The 13,949-nt window shown below is 71.9% G+C and carries 14 protein-coding genes; 4 read left to right on the forward strand and 10 right to left on the reverse strand.

Annotated features, from left to right (window positions below):
• Nucleotides 1–66: 66 nt before the first annotated feature.
• The 6 genes from IE142_RS29200 to IE142_RS29225 all read right to left on the reverse strand — a co-directional run bounded on the left by IE142_RS29200 (nucleotide 67) and on the right by IE142_RS29225 (nucleotide 6,080).
• Nucleotides 67–1,521 carry a peptidoglycan D,D-transpeptidase FtsI family protein gene (locus tag IE142_RS29200; protein WP_191888523.1) on the reverse strand — a complete coding sequence of 485 codons (1,455 nt, stop codon included), beginning with the start codon at nucleotides 1,519–1,521 and terminating at the stop codon, nucleotides 67–69.
• A 53-nt stretch (nucleotides 1,522–1,574) separates the two neighbouring features.
• The gene (locus IE142_RS29205; protein ID WP_191888524.1) at nucleotides 1,575–2,234 is read right to left on the reverse strand and encodes a response regulator transcription factor; all 660 of its coding nucleotides are present in this window, start codon (nucleotides 2,232–2,234) and stop codon (nucleotides 1,575–1,577) included.
• Nucleotides 2,235–2,484: 250 nt separating this feature from the next.
• Complete coding sequence (locus IE142_RS29210; RefSeq protein WP_191888525.1) at nucleotides 2,485–3,756, reverse strand: sensor histidine kinase; 1,272 nt, start codon at nucleotides 3,754–3,756, stop codon at nucleotides 2,485–2,487.
• Complete coding sequence (locus IE142_RS29215) at nucleotides 3,753–4,754, reverse strand: hypothetical protein (RefSeq protein WP_191888526.1); 1,002 nt, start codon at nucleotides 4,752–4,754, stop codon at nucleotides 3,753–3,755. Before IE142_RS29215 ends, IE142_RS29210 begins: the two co-directional genes overlap by 4 nt.
• A gap of 78 nt (nucleotides 4,755–4,832) precedes the next feature.
• On the reverse strand, nucleotides 4,833–5,303 hold the full coding sequence (locus IE142_RS29220) for a GNAT family N-acetyltransferase (RefSeq protein WP_191888527.1): 471 nt from the start codon (nucleotides 5,301–5,303) through the stop codon (nucleotides 4,833–4,835).
• 3 nt (nucleotides 5,304–5,306) lie between these two features.
• Nucleotides 5,307–6,080, reverse strand: coding sequence for an IclR family transcriptional regulator (locus IE142_RS29225; RefSeq protein ID WP_043374425.1), 774 nt, complete (start codon nucleotides 6,078–6,080; stop codon nucleotides 5,307–5,309).
• 139 nt (nucleotides 6,081–6,219) lie between these two features.
• On the opposite strand from IE142_RS29225, the gene IE142_RS29230 reads away from it, so the two are divergent.
• From IE142_RS29230 to IE142_RS29245, 4 genes are all read left to right on the forward strand, one after another.
• A complete protein-coding gene (locus IE142_RS29230) occupies nucleotides 6,220–7,749 on the forward strand; it encodes an aldehyde dehydrogenase (NADP(+)) (protein WP_191888528.1) in 1,530 nt (509 codons plus the stop codon).
• Nucleotides 7,750–7,872: 123 nt separating this feature from the next.
• A complete protein-coding gene (locus IE142_RS29235) occupies nucleotides 7,873–8,481 on the forward strand; it encodes a DUF1349 domain-containing protein (protein ID WP_191888529.1) in 609 nt (202 codons plus the stop codon).
• 101 nt (nucleotides 8,482–8,582) lie between these two features.
• Entirely contained in the window at nucleotides 8,583–9,296 is a 714-nt protein-coding gene (locus tag IE142_RS29240) for a DsbA family oxidoreductase (protein ID WP_191888530.1), read from the forward strand.
• A 54-nt stretch (nucleotides 9,297–9,350) separates the two neighbouring features.
• Nucleotides 9,351–10,445: an aminotransferase class V-fold PLP-dependent enzyme gene (locus IE142_RS29245; RefSeq protein WP_191888531.1), complete on the forward strand. Its 1,095-nt coding sequence runs from the start codon at nucleotides 9,351–9,353 to the stop codon at nucleotides 10,443–10,445.
• Nucleotides 10,446–10,522: 77 nt separating this feature from the next.
• Here the strand turns inward: IE142_RS29245 and thpD are convergent, their stop codons facing one another.
• The 4 genes from thpD to ectA form a co-directional block, all read right to left on the reverse strand.
• Complete coding sequence (gene thpD / locus IE142_RS29250; RefSeq protein WP_043374437.1) at nucleotides 10,523–11,422, reverse strand: ectoine hydroxylase; 900 nt, start codon at nucleotides 11,420–11,422, stop codon at nucleotides 10,523–10,525.
• Nucleotides 11,423–11,428: 6 nt separating this feature from the next.
• Entirely contained in the window at nucleotides 11,429–11,827 is a 399-nt protein-coding gene (locus tag IE142_RS29255; protein ID WP_043374438.1) for an ectoine synthase, read from the reverse strand.
• Between the two features lie 125 nt (nucleotides 11,828–11,952).
• Nucleotides 11,953–13,224 carry a diaminobutyrate--2-oxoglutarate transaminase gene (ectB, locus tag IE142_RS29260; RefSeq protein ID WP_191888532.1) on the reverse strand — a complete coding sequence of 424 codons (1,272 nt, stop codon included), beginning with the start codon at nucleotides 13,222–13,224 and terminating at the stop codon, nucleotides 11,953–11,955.
• 133 nt (nucleotides 13,225–13,357) lie between these two features.
• The gene (ectA, locus tag IE142_RS29265) at nucleotides 13,358–13,873 is read right to left on the reverse strand and encodes a diaminobutyrate acetyltransferase (RefSeq protein ID WP_043374441.1); all 516 of its coding nucleotides are present in this window, start codon (nucleotides 13,871–13,873) and stop codon (nucleotides 13,358–13,360) included.
• Nucleotides 13,874–13,949: the final 76 nt, after the last annotated feature.

Here is a 13,949-nt window from a genome sequence, read left to right on the forward strand (position 1 = left end):
CGGCGAAACCGCACCTTACGACTCCCTGGACAACCCCACCCGAGCCATAACTTCACGGCCTTGGGACTAGCCCTTGAGCGCCGCCTCCATCATCGCCTTGGCGACCGGAGCCGCCAGGCCGTTGCCGCTGACCTCGGAGCGGGCCGCGTCGGACTGCTCGATGATGACGGCCACCGCGACCTCCCGGTCCGACGAGTCGGACTCGGCGTACGAGGTGAACCAGGCGTACGGGGTCTTGCTGTTGTTCTCGCCGTGCTGGGCCGTGCCCGTCTTGCCGCCCACGGTCGCGCCGGGGATCTGCGCGTTCGACCCGGTGCCGTCCTCGACGACGGTCCGCATCGCCGACTGGAGCTGCTCGGCCGTGGTGGAGGAGAGTATCCGCTTCGAGTCGGGGTCGGTGTGGTCCTCCAGGACGTCGCCGCCGCTGTCCGTGAGCTGCGACACCATGTGCGGCGAGACCAGCTCACCGCCGTTGGCCAGTGCCGCCGACACCATGGCCATCTGGAGCGGGGTCGCCGTCACGTCGAACTGGCCGATGCCCGTCAGGGCCGTCGACGACTCGTTCATGTCCTTCGGGTACACGCTGGTGTACGCCCGCACCGGCACGTCCTGCGTCTCGTTGTTGAACCCGAACTCCTCGGCCATCGCCCGCAGCTTGTCCTGGCCGAGGTCGACGGCCATCTTCGCGAAGACGTTGTTGCACGAGTACTGCAGCGCGGTGCGGATCGTGGCGTTCTCGCAGGGGGCGTTCGGGTTCTCGTTGGTCAGGTCGGTCACGGTGCCCGGCAGCGTGTACGGGTCCGGGCTGTCGGTCTTCTCGTCCACCGACCCGTACAGCCCGTCCTCCAGCGCGGCGGCCGCCACGACCAGCTTGAACGTCGAGCCCGGCGGCAGCGGCTGGCGCAGCGCGCGGTTGGTCAGCGGCTTGTCCGGGTCGTCGGTGAGCCTTTCCCAGGCCTCACCGGCGGTGTTGGCGTCGGTCAGCGACGTCGGGTCGTACGACGGGGTCGCCACGACCGCCAGGATCTCGCCGGTCCCCGGGTCGATCGCGACGGCGGCGCCCTTGGTCTCGCCCAGCGCCTCGAACCCGGCCTTCTGCACGTCCGGGTCGATCGTCGTGACCACGTTGCCCGGCTCGGCCCGCGTGCCGGTGACCGTGTCCATCACCGTCTTCAGCCGCGGGTCGGTGCCGTTGAGGACGTCCTGGTAGATGCCCTCCAGCTGCGTCGGCGCGTACGCCTGCGAGGCGTAGCCCGTCACCGCCGCGTACAGTTTGCCGTTCTCGTACGTCCGCTTGTACGCCAGGTCACCCCCTTCCGTGGGCGCCGAGCCGGTGACCGACCGGCCGGCCACGATGATGTTGCCCAGCGGCTCCGCGTACGTCTCGATCGCGTTGCGCCGGTTGTTCTTGTCGTCCGCGAGCGCCTGGCCTTCGTAGAACTGCACCCAGGTCGCCCTGACCAGCAGAGCGAACACCAGTAGGAGCGTGAAGACCGATGCGCGCCTGATCGTCTTGTTCATCCCGCTTGCAGGACGAACGGGCCGGAGCGAATCGTTCCCCCGCGCCCGTTTTCTCATCCTCCGTTCATGAAGCCGGCCTCGTAGGCGCGGATGACCGCCTGTGTCCGGTCGCGGCTGCCGGTCTTCGCCAGCACCGACGCCACATGGGTCTTCACCGTGGCCGGCCCCACCCGCAAGTGCCGGGCGATCTCCGCGTTGGTCAGCCCGGTCGCCATCAGGCGCAGCACCTCGCCCTCGCGGCCGGTCAGCCGCGCCGCCCAGGGCGGCGGGGCGGGGTTCGCGCGCGCGTGCTCGGCCGCCAGCTCGCGTACCGCCGACGGGAACAGCAGCGTGTCGCTGTGCGCGACCAGCCGTACGGCCTGGACCAGCGTGTCGGCGTCGGCGCGCTTGAGCAGGAAACCGGCGGCCCCGGCGCGCAGGGCGTCGTAGACGTAGGAGTCGTTCTCGAAGGTGGTGACGACCACGACGCGGGGCGGTTCGGCGAGCGTGGCGAGGATCTGCTCGGTGGCACGGATGCCGTCGGTCCCGGGCATGCGGACGTCCATCAGTACCACGTCCGGCAGGGTCTCCCGTACGACGGAGACGGCCTCGGCACCGGTGGCGGCCTCGCCCGCGACCTCCAGGTCCGGCTCGGCGGAGAGGATGGCGCGCAGGGCGGTGCGCACCATGCGCTCGTCGTCGGCGAGGACGATCCGGATCGGCGGGCGGGTCACGCGGTCTCCTTTGCATTCGGGGGCTCTCCCCGAAACTCGGGTGGTGGACATGGGGGTTGTCCGCGGCCTTCTGCGGTGGGCAGTCATGGGGACCCCGGCTTCCCCTGCGGTGGTCGGCCACCTGGGGTGCCCCCGGCTTCCTGCGGTGGTCACGGGGACGTCCCGGCCTGCTGCCGGTGGCCACGGGGGCGCCCTCCGCCTCCGGCGGTGGTGTGGTGCCACGGGCCCGGCCCCGGTCTCCGGCGGTGGGTCACGCGGTCCTTGCGAGCGGCAGCCGCACGTGCAGCCGCCACGTCCGCCCGACGGGACCCGCCTCCGCCGTGCCGCCCAGCAGCCGCGCCCGGTCGGCGACGCCGCGCAGGCCGTGGCCGCCGCCGGGGCGCGGGGCGGCGCCGGAGCGGGCGGCCTCGCCCGCCTCCCCGACCGGGTTCTCGACGGTGATCCGCAGATGGCCGTCCCGTACGTCGACGCGCAGCGTCACGGTGACCTGTCCGCCCGCGTGCCGCAGCGCGTTGCTCAGCCCTTCCTGCACGATGCGGTACGCCTCCCGGGACACCGGCGGAGGCAGCGCCCGCGGGTCGGCGGTGACGGTGACCGACACGCGCAGTCCGCCCGCGCGGGTGCGGTCCAGCAGGCCGTCGAGGTCGGCGGCGAGCGTGGGGGCGGGGGCGGTGCCGGGCGCGTCCCCGTCGCGCAGGACTCCCAGGACGGCGTCGAGTTCGCCCACCGTGCGCCGCGTGGTGTCCTCGATCGCGGCGAGGGCCTCGCGGACGAACCCCGGGTCGGAATCCAGGAGCCGGCGGGCCGCGCTCGCCTGGAGGGTGACCGCGCTCAGGGCGTGGCCCACGGAGTCGTGCAGTTCGCGCGCGAGCCGGTTGCGGACGGCGAGGTCGGCGGCGCGCGCCTCGGCCGCCGCCACCCGGTCCTCGGCCGACGGCCCGAGCAGGGCGGGCGCCCAGCGCGCCAGCAGCGCTCCGCACCCGGCGGCGCACCCGGCGAGCGCGACCAGCATCGCCCCACCCGCGACCGGCGCCAGCGCGAGCGCCCAGGCGTGGTCGAGGACGCCGGGCAGCCCCGCCCCGTCGTCGCGCAGCGCCGGCACGAAGGGCAGCACGATCAGCGCCGCCGCGAAGGGCGGCACCGCGAGTGACATCCCCGCCACGATCCCGCCGACGCCCAGGTGCAGCGTGAACCAGGCCGCCGTGCGCCCCTTCTCGCCCTTCGTCCGGGCCGGCCCGTACGCCAGCAGGTCGGCATCGACACCGCACAGCGACCGCACGACACCGGACTCAAGCGGGCGGGTGAGCGGGAACAGCGAGCTGACGGCGGCCAGGGGCAACCCGACGGCGAATGCGGCGAGTTGCAGCGTGAGGGACCCGAAGAGGTTGTCCACGCCGGTGATCGGGCCGACGACGACCGAGCCGACGAGGACGTACGGCATGGCGAGCGCGCCGCCGAGGATCAGATGGATCCACCGCAGGCGCGCCCGCCGGCCGAACAGGGACCGCGCGGCGGCGGTCACGGCCGGGTACGGGCCGTGGCCGACGACCGCCGGGCGAGGAAGTGGGCGCCGACTGAGGCGAGAAGGAGACCGGCGGTCATCTGCCCAGCGTAGGTGACCGTCAGCAGCTGTGTCGGGCGGTCGGCGGGATCGTCGGACGGCATCAGCGCGGCGAGCAGCATCCAGCCGCCCCAGCAGGCGACCGCGCCGGAGCAGACCCAGGCGGAGGCGAGGGGCACGGTGACCGGCAGGACGCGGGCGCGGTGGAAGGCGAGCAGCAGGGTGCCGGTGACGGCCGTCACGAGGAAGCCGGCGTGCATGCCCTCCAGCACCTGTAGGTCGGCGGTGCGGTCGGCGGCCTTCAGCCCGGCGGTGCCGCCGCCCGCCCAGTACAGCCGGACGGCGAGCGGGAACGCGGCGAGAACCGCCCCGGCGAGGGCGACGCCCCGGTACGGCCTCGCGACGACGCCGACCGGCAGCTCCCACACCCGCCCGCGCCACAGGTGCCCCCAGCGGTCACGGGCGTAGAGCGCGAAGAGCGCCCCGAGGGCCAGGCCCTGAACGATGAACCCGGTGTACACGACCCCGAACACCCACGGGTCGAGGAAGGGTTCACGCCCCGGGCCGGACTCGGTGGCGGTGTCGCCGCCGAGCGCCCGCGTCAGGAGCTGCAGCGGGAACCCCGCCATGATCGGCGCGAGCAGCCCCCCGGCGACCCACACCGGGGACACCAGCGCCCAGGCGGGCACGCGCAGGCCCCACGGCCGGGTCAGGATCAGGGCCAGCACGATCACACAGCTGTCCAGCAGCAGGGTGACCCCGTTGGCCGCGATCATGGTGGCACGGTGGTCCAGCAGGGCGCTGCCCTCCGGGATCCCGGCCCGACTCCCGGCGATCCAGGCGACCTTGAGGCCGAGGTACGGCAGGCAGGCGAGGACGGCGACCGCGCGCAGCAGCCTGCGGGTTCGGGTGGCGCCGACCGGTGAGGCGGCCGGAGCGGGGGCGAGCGTCCGTGTCATGCCTCCACGCTGCCGCGCGGACACCCTCGGAGGCGTCCTGCGCACCGACGATCCGTCTCCGCCGGGCGGCGGAGGGGGTCAGCCCGCGAGGTGGAGCACGACCTCCTCGATCACCTCGCCCCGGGCCCGGGCGAACCCCCGGGCATGGGCGCTCCTCTCGAACCCGCACTTCTCCAGGACGCGCAGCGAACCCGTGTTGTCCGCCGCCGCACGCGCGTACAGCGGGCGGTCGGTCACCTCGGCGAGCAGCGCACGCAGCGCCGCCGTGGCCACGCCCTTGCCCCAGTACGCCCGGTCGACCCAGTACGTCACCTCGCGCTCGCCCGGATCCCCGTACACCGCCGCGCTGCCTATGACGTCACCGTCGCCGAGGATGGTGCGCACGACGTCGCGTGACTTCCGTATCGTCTGCCAGTGCGTCGTGAACGCGTCCCAGTCGGCGGGGTCCGGCGGGATGAAGGCCGCCATGCGCAGGGCCTCCGGGTCGTTCATCTGCCGGAAGAAGACGGGCAGATCACTGTCGTGTACCTCGCGCAGTGCGATGTGCATGGCTCAGAGCCTACGCGTGGCCAGCGTCAGCCGGTCCCGCGCGTCGAACAGCGCGTCCTTCACCATCTGCTCGTGCGCGGGCGTCAGCCGCGCCACCGGCACCGAGCAGCTGATCGCGTCCCGCGCGGGGGTGCGGTAGGGCACCGCCACGCCGAAGCAGCGCAGGCCCAGCGTGTTCTCCTCGCGGTCCACGGCGAAGCCCTGCTCCCGCACCTGGCGCAGCTCCTCGATGAGCTTCTCCCGGTCGGTGATGGTGTGCTCGGTCAGCGCGGGCAGCGTCTCCGGCAGCAGTTTGCGGACCTGCTCCTCGCTGTACGTGCTCAGCAGTGCCTTGCCCAGCGAGGTCGAGTGGGCGGGCAGCCGGCGGCCGACCCGGGTGAAGGGCCGCAGGTAGTGCTGCGACTGGCGGGTGGCCAGGTACACGACGTTGGTGCCGTCCAGGCGTGCCAGGTGGATGGTCTCCGTGGTGTCGTCGGAGAGCCGGTCCAGCGTCGGCCGCGCCGCCGCGACCACCTCGTCGCCGTCGATGTACGACGTACCGACCAGCAGTGCCCGCACCCCGATGCCGTACCGCGTGCCGGTCGCGTCGGTCTCCACCCAGCCCAGCTCGACCAGCGTGCGCAGCAGCATGTAGAGGCTGGACTTGGGATAGCCGACGGCCTCCTGGACCGACGCGAGGGAGTGCATACCGGGCCGTCCGGCGAAGTACTCGAGCAGTTCAACCGTCCGCACGGCGGACTTCACCTGCGCTCCGCCCCCCGTCTCGCCAGCCGACATCGCCCTTGACCCCTTCGTTCGACGGGAAATAGTCTCCAACAGCATATTCATCATGAGAGACGGCGTTCAGTATATCGAACGAGCCTGAGCACGTTCGATGCCGAGCACGTTCCGATGCAGAGCACGTGGAGGGACCGCGGTGGCAGCAGCACCAGTCTGGAGTGTCGACCCCCGTACCGGGAAGCAGCGTGAACAGGTCGCGGTGGAAGCCACGGCCCAGGAGGTGGACGCCGCCGTACGCGCCGCGGACGCCGCCCGGGGCGCGCTGACCGACCGCACCGTCCGCGCGGCCTTCCTGCGCACCGCCGCCGACGAGCTGAAGGCCGCCGAGAGCACCCTGGTCGAGGTGGCCGACGCGGAGACCGCGCTCGGCCCGGTCCGGCTCGCCGGCGAACTCGCCCGCACCTGCTACCAGCTGCGCGCCTTCGCCGACATCGTCGACGAGGGGGAGTTCCTCGGCGTCGTCGTCAACCACCCCGACGACACCGCGACCCCGCCCATCCCCGACCTGCGCCGCTACAAGGTGCCGCTCGGCGTCGTCGCCGTCTACTCGGCCTCCAACTTCCCCTTCGCCTTCTCCGTCCCCGGCGGCGACACCGCCAGCGCCCTCGCGGCCGGCTGCCCGGTCGTGGTCAAGGCCCACCCGGACCACCCGGGCCTGTCCGAGCTGGTCGCCAAGGTCCTGCGCCGGGCCGCCGTGCGGCACGACATCCCCGAGGGGGTCGTCGGCCTCGTGCACGGTTTCGAGGCGGGCATCGAACTGATCAAGCACCCGCTGATCGCCGCGGCGGGCTTCACGGGGTCCATCCGGGGCGGGCGCGCGCTGTTCGACGCGGCGGCGGCCCGTCCGGTCCCGATCCCCTTCCACGGCGAGCTGGGTTCGCTGAACCCGGTCGTGGTCACGGAGGCGGCGGCCACCGAGCGGGCGGAGGCGATCGGCGCCGGGCTGGCCGGCTCGATGACGCTGGGCGTCGGGCAGTTCTGCGTGAAGCCCGGCCTGGTCCTGGTGCCTGCGGGCGCCGCCGGTGACGGCCTGGTCAAGTCCCTCACCGACGCGGTCAGCGACACGGACGCCGGGGTGCTGCTCGACCACCGCATGCGGGACAACTTCGTCGCCGGGGTCGCCGAGCGCGCGGCCCTGCCCGACGTGGAGTCCCCGGTGACGCCGGGCCCCGGCGGCGAGCACACCGTCAGTGCCGGGTTCCTGACCGTGCCGGCCGCGCGGCTGACCACGGAGGGCGAGCACGACCTGCTGCTGGAGGAGTGCTTCGGGCCGGTCACCGTCGTGGCCCGCTACGAGGACGAGGCCGAGGTGCGGGCGGTGCTGTCGCGGCTGCCGGGGAACCTCACGGCGACGGTGCAGCTCTCCGCCGAGGAAGCGGCGGGGGAGGGCGCCGGGGCGGCTCTCCTCGCCGAGGTGACGCCGCTCGCGGGGCGGGTGCTGGTCAACGGCTGGCCCACGGGGGTCGCCGTGGCGGCGGCCCAGCATCACGGGGGGCCGTACCCGGCTACCACGTCGACGTCCACGTCGGTGGGGGGTACGGCTGTCGAGCGGTGGCTGCGGCCGGTCGCCTATCAGGGTGTGCCGGAGGCCCTGCTGCCGGCTGAGCTGCGCGACGGGAATCCGCTGGGGTTGCCTCGGCGGTTCAACGGGGTGCTCGAGCGGTAGCGCCGAGGGGGCGGTTCGTATGCGGGTGCTGTACCGACAGGCGGCTGGTCGCGCCCACGCGGCCGAGCCGCATACCGGTACAGCACCGTTGAGTGCTTCCGGTCACCCTGAGATACTCGGTCGATGGACGTGAGACTTCCCGAACTGCCCTTTCCCCTCCGCCCGTACGGCCCCGACGGCGATTGGGCCTACGAGGGCGGCGCCCTCACCGGAACCGCCGGGCCCCGGCAGGACCGTTTCGTGCCGCCCACCGGGGAAACGCTCAGCCCCGTTGCGGACGCGCCCCGGCTGCTGGGGGCGCCCGACGGAGACTTCCAGCTGATCGCCCGCGTCACCGTCGGGTTCAACGCGGCCTTCGACGCCGGAGTCCTCTACGTCCACGTCGGCGAGCGGGCCTGGGCCAAGCTGTGTCTGGAGTACTCCCCGGACGCGGCCACCGTCTGCACGGTGGTCACCCGGGGGCACTCGGACGACTGCAACTCCTTCACCGTGGACGGGGACTCGGTGTGGCTGCGGGTCAGCCGTACCGGGCGGGCCTTCGCCTTCCACGCCTCCCTCGACGGCGAGCGCTGGACCTTCGTACGGCTGTTCACGCTGGGGGAGGAGAAGGAGACCGGGGCCGCCCTGGTCGGCTTCCTCGTGCAGGCGCCGACGGGGGACGGGTGCACGGCGACGTACGACCGGCTGGAGTACCGGTCGGCCTGGCCTGCCGACCTGCGCGACGGCAGCTGACGGAAGCCGGGGCGAGGCGGGAATGAGGTCCGCTGCTCGAACGTTCACGTACGGGTGCGGAGAAGGTCTCCGCACCCGTACGACCGGAGAAGAGCCGAGAAATGCGCGTCGAGATCTGGAGCGACATCGCCTGCCCGTGGTGTTACGTGGGCAAGGCCCGCTTCGAGAAGGCGCTCGCGGCCTTCCCCCACCGGGACGGCGTCGAGGTGGTCCACCGGTCGTTCGAGCTGGACCCCGGGCGGGCCAAGGACGACGTACAGCCCGTGCTGACGATGCTCACCGCCAAGTACGGCATGAGCGAGGCGCAGGCGCAGGCGGGTGAGGACAACCTCGGCGCGCAGGCCGCCGCCGAGGGCCTGGACTACCGCACCCGGGGCCGCGACCACGGCAGCACCTTCGACATGCACCGGCTGCTGCACCTCGCCAAGGACACGGGCCGGCAGGAGGCGCTGCTGGACGCGCTGTACCGGGCCAACTTCGCCGATGAGCGCTCCGTCTTCAACGACGACGAGCGCCTGGTCGGCCTGGCCGTCGCCGCCGGTCTCGACGCGGACGCCGCCCGCGCCGTGCTCGCCGACCCCACCGCCTACGCCGACGAGGTCCGCGCCGACGAGCGCGAGGCCGCACAGCTCGGGGCGAGCGGTGTGCCGTTCTTCGTGCTCGACCGGAAGTACGGCGTCTCCGGCGCCCAGCCCGCCGACGTCTTCGCGCAGGCGCTGACCCAGGCGTGGGGCGAGCGCACGCCCCTGAAGCTGATCGACGACGGCGGCGCGCAGGCGTGCGGCCCGGACGGGTGCGGGGTTCCCGGCAGGTGAGGCGTCAGGTCGGGCGCTCGCATAAGCGTCCCTTGGAGATGCGGCAGAAACGCGATGGACGGGGAGGACCCGGGGCCGCACAGTGGTCCCATGGAGAGCTTCGAGAACCTCGTCCGTACCGAGTTCGCCCCGAAGACCACGTACCTCAACACGGCCAGCACCGGCCTGCTGCCCGCCCGGACCCTCGTCGCCATGCGTGACGCGGCGGCCTCGGCGGCGGCCGGGCAGCCGTCCGACATGTTCGCCGACGTCGAGGCGTCCCGGTCGGCCTTCGCCCGGATCGTGGGAGTGCCCGCCACCCGGGTCGCGGCCGGCGCGTCGGTCGCCACGTACAGCGGGCTCGTCGCCGCCTCGCTGCCCGAGGGCGCCGAAGTGCTCACCGCCGAGGCCGACTTCAGCTCCCTGGTGAACCCGCTGCACATGCGGGGCGACCTGAAGGTGCGCAGTGTGCCGCTGGAGCGGATCGCCGAGTCGGTGGGGCCTCAGACCGTGCTCGTCGCGGTCAGCGCGGTCCAGTCCGCTGACGGCCGGATCGCCGACCTCGCGGCGCTGCGGGACGCCGCCCGGACCCACGGTGCGCGGACGCTGATCGACGCCTCCCAGTCGAACGGGTGGCTGCCGCTGGCCGCGGACGACTTCGACTACGTGGCCGCCATCGCCTACAAGTGGGTGCTCTGCCCGCGCGGCGTCGCCTTCCTCGTCGTACCGGAGGACCTGGGTGAGTCGGCCGGGCTGACGCCCCTGTTCGCGGGGTGGGCGTCGGGGGAGCACCCCTGGGACAGCTGTTACGGACCCGTCGAGGAACTCGCGCACTCCGCGCGGCGCTTCGACGAGAGCCCCGCCCTGTTCTCCTACACGGGCGCCCGGCATTCCCTGGCCCTGATCGAGGAACTGGGCGTGGAGGCGGTGCACGCCCACGACACCGCGCTCGCCGACCGGTTCCGCGCGGGGCTCGCCTCCCTGGGCCACGAGCCGGTGCCCGCGCCGGGCTCCGCGATCGTGTCCGTGCCCGGGCTCGGGCACCGCCAGGAGGAGTTGGCCCGGGCCGGGATCCAGGTCTCCGACCGGGCGGGCAACCTGCGGGCCGCCTTCCACGTGTACAACACGGCGGCGGACGTGGACCGGTTGCTGGACGTGCTGGCGGGCTGAGGCACCGGGGCCGGGAATATCGGGCAGGGGCCTCCCGTCCCACACGAAAAGGCCCCTGCCCGAGTCTCAGACGCGGGTCACTTCACCGGCGTGAAGTCCCGCGCCCCGATGAACTCCGGCCGCCGGATCGGTGCCGCGAACGGCTCGACCGCAGTGTTCTCCACGCTGTTGAACACGATGAACACGTTGCTGCGCGGGAACGGCGTGATGTTGTCGCCGGAACCGTGCATGCAGTTGCAGTCGAACCAGGTCGCCGAGCCGGCCTTGCCGGTGAACAGCTTGATGCCGTACTCGGAGGCCATCTTCGTCAGCGCCTCGTCCGACGGCGTCCCCGCGTCCTGCATCTGCAGGGACTTCTTGTAGTTGTCCTTCGGCGTGGCCCCCGCGCACCCGAGGAACGTCTTGTGCGACCCCGGCATGATCATGAGACCGCCGTTGGTGTCGTAGTTCTCGGTGAGCGCGATCGAGACCGAGATCGTGCGCATGTTGGGCAGGCCGTCCTCGGCGTGCCAGGTCTCGAAGTCCGAGTGCCAGTAGAAGCCGCTGGCCCCGAAGCCCGGCTTGACGTTGATCCGGGACTGGTGGACGTAGACGTCCGAGCCGAGGATCTGCCGGGCCCGCCCGACCACGCGCTCGTCGCGCACCAGCTCGGCGAAGACCTCGCTGATCTTGTGCACCTCGAAGACCGACCGGATCTCCTTGGACTGCGGCTCCACGATCGAGCGCTCGTCCGCGCGGATGGCCGGGTCGGTGGTGAGCCGCTCCAGCTCACGGCGGTAGACCTCGACCTCGTCCGGCCCGATGAGCTGGTCGATGGCGAGGAAGCCGTCGCGGTCCAGGGCCTGCAGGTCACCGGCCGAGACGGGACCGGGCGCGTCCGGGGAGCCCCAGACGACCGGGTCCTGCCGGGGGGTCGCCACCTCGGTGGCGCCGCGGGTGGGATAGAGGTCGGTGACGTTCGTGGTCGTGGTGGTCACGGTGACTCACACCTCCTCGGTGAGCAGCGGGTAGACGCCGTTCTCGTCGTGGTCCTCCCGTCCGGTCACGGGCGGGTTGAACACACAGATGCAGTGGAAGTCCTCCTTGACCTTGAGCGTGTGCCGCTCATGGCCGTTCAGGAGGTACATGGTCCCCGGCGTGATGTGGTACGTCTTCCCCGTCTCGCGGTCGGTCAACTCGGCGTCGCCCTTGGTGCAGACGACTGCCTCGATGTGGTTCGCGTACCACATCGACGTCTCCGTACCCGCGTACAGGATCGTCTCGTGGACGGAGAAGCCGACCTTCTCCTTCGCGAGGACGATGCGCTTGCTCTCCCAGGTGCCGGACGCCGATTTCACGTGCCGGTCGGTGCCTTCGATCTCCTTGAACGAACGGACGATCACGGTGGTGCGATGCCTCCTAGGTGAAGGGTGTGCAAGGGTCTCCGGCGCCTTCGGCCCACGGACACGCGGGCCGAAGGCGCCGGAAGCACTGGTGGTGGTGCCGGACGGTCAGGGCCGTCGGACGGTCAGGCGGTCTCGCGCACGGCCCGGGCGAGGGTCTTCATGCCCTCGTCCAGCTCGTCGGGCGTGATGGTCAGTGCCGGCAGCAGCTTGACGACCTCGCTCTCGGGTCCGGACGTCTCGATGAGCAGCCCGAGCTCGAAGGCGCGCTTGGCTACCCGACCCGCACGCTCCTTGTCGTGGAACTCCAGGCCCCAGACCAGGCCGCGGCCGCGGTACTCCTTGACGTCGGCGAGGTTCTCCTCGGTGATGGCGATCATGTGCTGCTCGACCTGCTCACCGCGGGTGCGGGTCTGCTTCTCCATCGCCGACCCGTCCGCCCAGTACGCCTCCAGCGTGGCGGTCGCCGTGACGAAGGCCGGGTTGTTGCCGCGGAAGGTGCCGTTGTGCTCGCCCGGCTCCCAGACGTCCAGCTCCGGCTTGAACAGGGTCAGTGCCATCGGCAGGCCGTAGCCGCTGATCGACTTGGAGACGGTGACGATGTCCGGCGTGATGCCCGCCTCCTCGAAGGAGAAGAAGGCGCCGGTACGGCCGCAGCCCATCTGGATGTCGTCGACGATGAGCAGCATGTCCTGGCGCTCGCACAGGGCGGCCAGGGCGCGCAGCCACTCGGGGCGGGCGACGTTGATCCCGCCCTCGCCCTGCACCGTCTCGACGATCACGGCGGCCGGCTTGTTGAGGCCCGAGCCCTGGTCCTCGAGCAGCCGCTCGAACCAGAGGAAGTCCTCGACGGTGCCGTCGAAGTAGTTGTCGAACGGCATCGGCGTGCCGTGCACCAGCGGGATGCCGGCGCCGGCCCGCTTGAAGGCGTTGCCGGTCACGGCGAGCGAGCCCAGCGACATGCCGTGGAAGGCGTTGGTGAACGACACGATCGACTCGCGCCCCTTCACCTTCCGCGCCAGCTTCAGCGCGGACTCCACGGCGTTGGTGCCCGTCGGGCCCGGGAACATGACCTTGTACGGCAGGTCACGCTTGCGCAGGATGACGTTCTGGAACGCCTCCAGGAAACGGCGCTTGGCGGTGGTCGACATGTCGAGCCCGTGCGTGACGCCGTCCCGCTCCAGGTAGTCGATCAGCGCGCGTTTCAGGACGGCGTTGTTGTGCCCGTAGTTGAGCGAGCCGGCTCCGGCGAAGAAGTCGAGGTACTCGTGGCCGTCCTCGTCGTACATACGGCTGCCGACCGCACGGTCGAAGACGGTGGGCCAGCCGCGGCAGTAGCTGCGTACCTCGGACTCGACGGTCTCGAAGACGCTGAGGTCGGGCTGGGTGATGGTCACGACGAATCGCTCCTCGTTGGGTGAGGGTGGGAGAGGAAGGTCGTACGGATCCGGGGGACCGGTGCGGTCCCGGCCGGGAAGTCTGAGGGGCCGGACTGGCACGGGGTGCCGGGCTGTCCGGCGAACCGGTCGGTCAGCGGGCGGTGGCCGGCAGGGGGCCGATGCGGTACAGGACCTCGGGTTCGTGCGGCCCGTCGGGGAACAGGACGGTGTCGAACAGCACCTCACGCTCCAGCCGGGCGCCGTGGCGCTCGGCGAACGAGGTGAACAGCCGCTGGGAAGCGGTGTTGTCCGGGGAGATCGTGGTTTCCAGGGTGGTCAGTCCGCGCTCCGCGACGGTGCGGGCGGCCAGTCCGTCGAGCAGGGCCGCGGCGAGTCGGCGTCCGCGGTACGCCTCGTCCACCGCGACCTGCCACACGAGCAGGGTGTCCGGCCGGTCCGGCCGCACGTACCCGGTGACGAAGCCGACCGGCTCACCGCGCTCGTCGCGGGCGACGGCCGACGTGGCGGCGAAGTCCCGGCACCAGAGCAGATAGCTGTAGGACGAGTTCAGGTCGAGGACCTTCGAATCCCTCGCTATCCGCCACAGGGCGGCCCCGTCGGCCACTCTCGGACGGTCGATTTGCAGGTCTGCTTGCGCGGCAGTCATGCAGATTGAATTTACCCAGCGAAATTCAAAATTGCATCGCCGAACGGGGTTACGGATGGGCGCATGCTGTGTTATC

Origin of the sequence: Streptomyces mutabilis (assembly GCF_014649815.1) — a bacterium.
Taxonomy (GTDB): domain Bacteria; phylum Actinomycetota; class Actinomycetes; order Streptomycetales; family Streptomycetaceae; genus Streptomyces; species Streptomyces mutabilis.

Coding starts and splice junctions, on each gene's coding strand:
- IE142_RS29200 (WP_191888523.1), bottom strand. CDS start 1,521: ATGAACAAGACGATCAGGCGCGCATCGGTCTTCACGCTCCTACTGGTG.
- IE142_RS29245 (WP_191888531.1), top strand. CDS start 9,351: ATGGACGGGGAGGACCCGGGGCCGCACAGTGGTCCCATGGAGAGCTTC.
- IE142_RS29225 (WP_043374425.1), bottom strand. CDS start 6,080: ATGTCGGCTGGCGAGACGGGGGGCGGAGCGCAGGTGAAGTCCGCCGTG.
- IE142_RS29215 (WP_191888526.1), bottom strand. CDS start 4,754: ATGACACGGACGCTCGCCCCCGCTCCGGCCGCCTCACCGGTCGGCGCC.
- IE142_RS29220 (WP_191888527.1), bottom strand. CDS start 5,303: ATGCACATCGCACTGCGCGAGGTACACGACAGTGATCTGCCCGTCTTC.
- ectA (WP_043374441.1), bottom strand. CDS start 13,873: ATGACTGCCGCGCAAGCAGACCTGCAAATCGACCGTCCGAGAGTGGCC.
- IE142_RS29240 (WP_191888530.1), top strand. CDS start 8,583: ATGCGCGTCGAGATCTGGAGCGACATCGCCTGCCCGTGGTGTTACGTG.
- IE142_RS29235 (WP_191888529.1), top strand. CDS start 7,873: ATGGACGTGAGACTTCCCGAACTGCCCTTTCCCCTCCGCCCGTACGGC.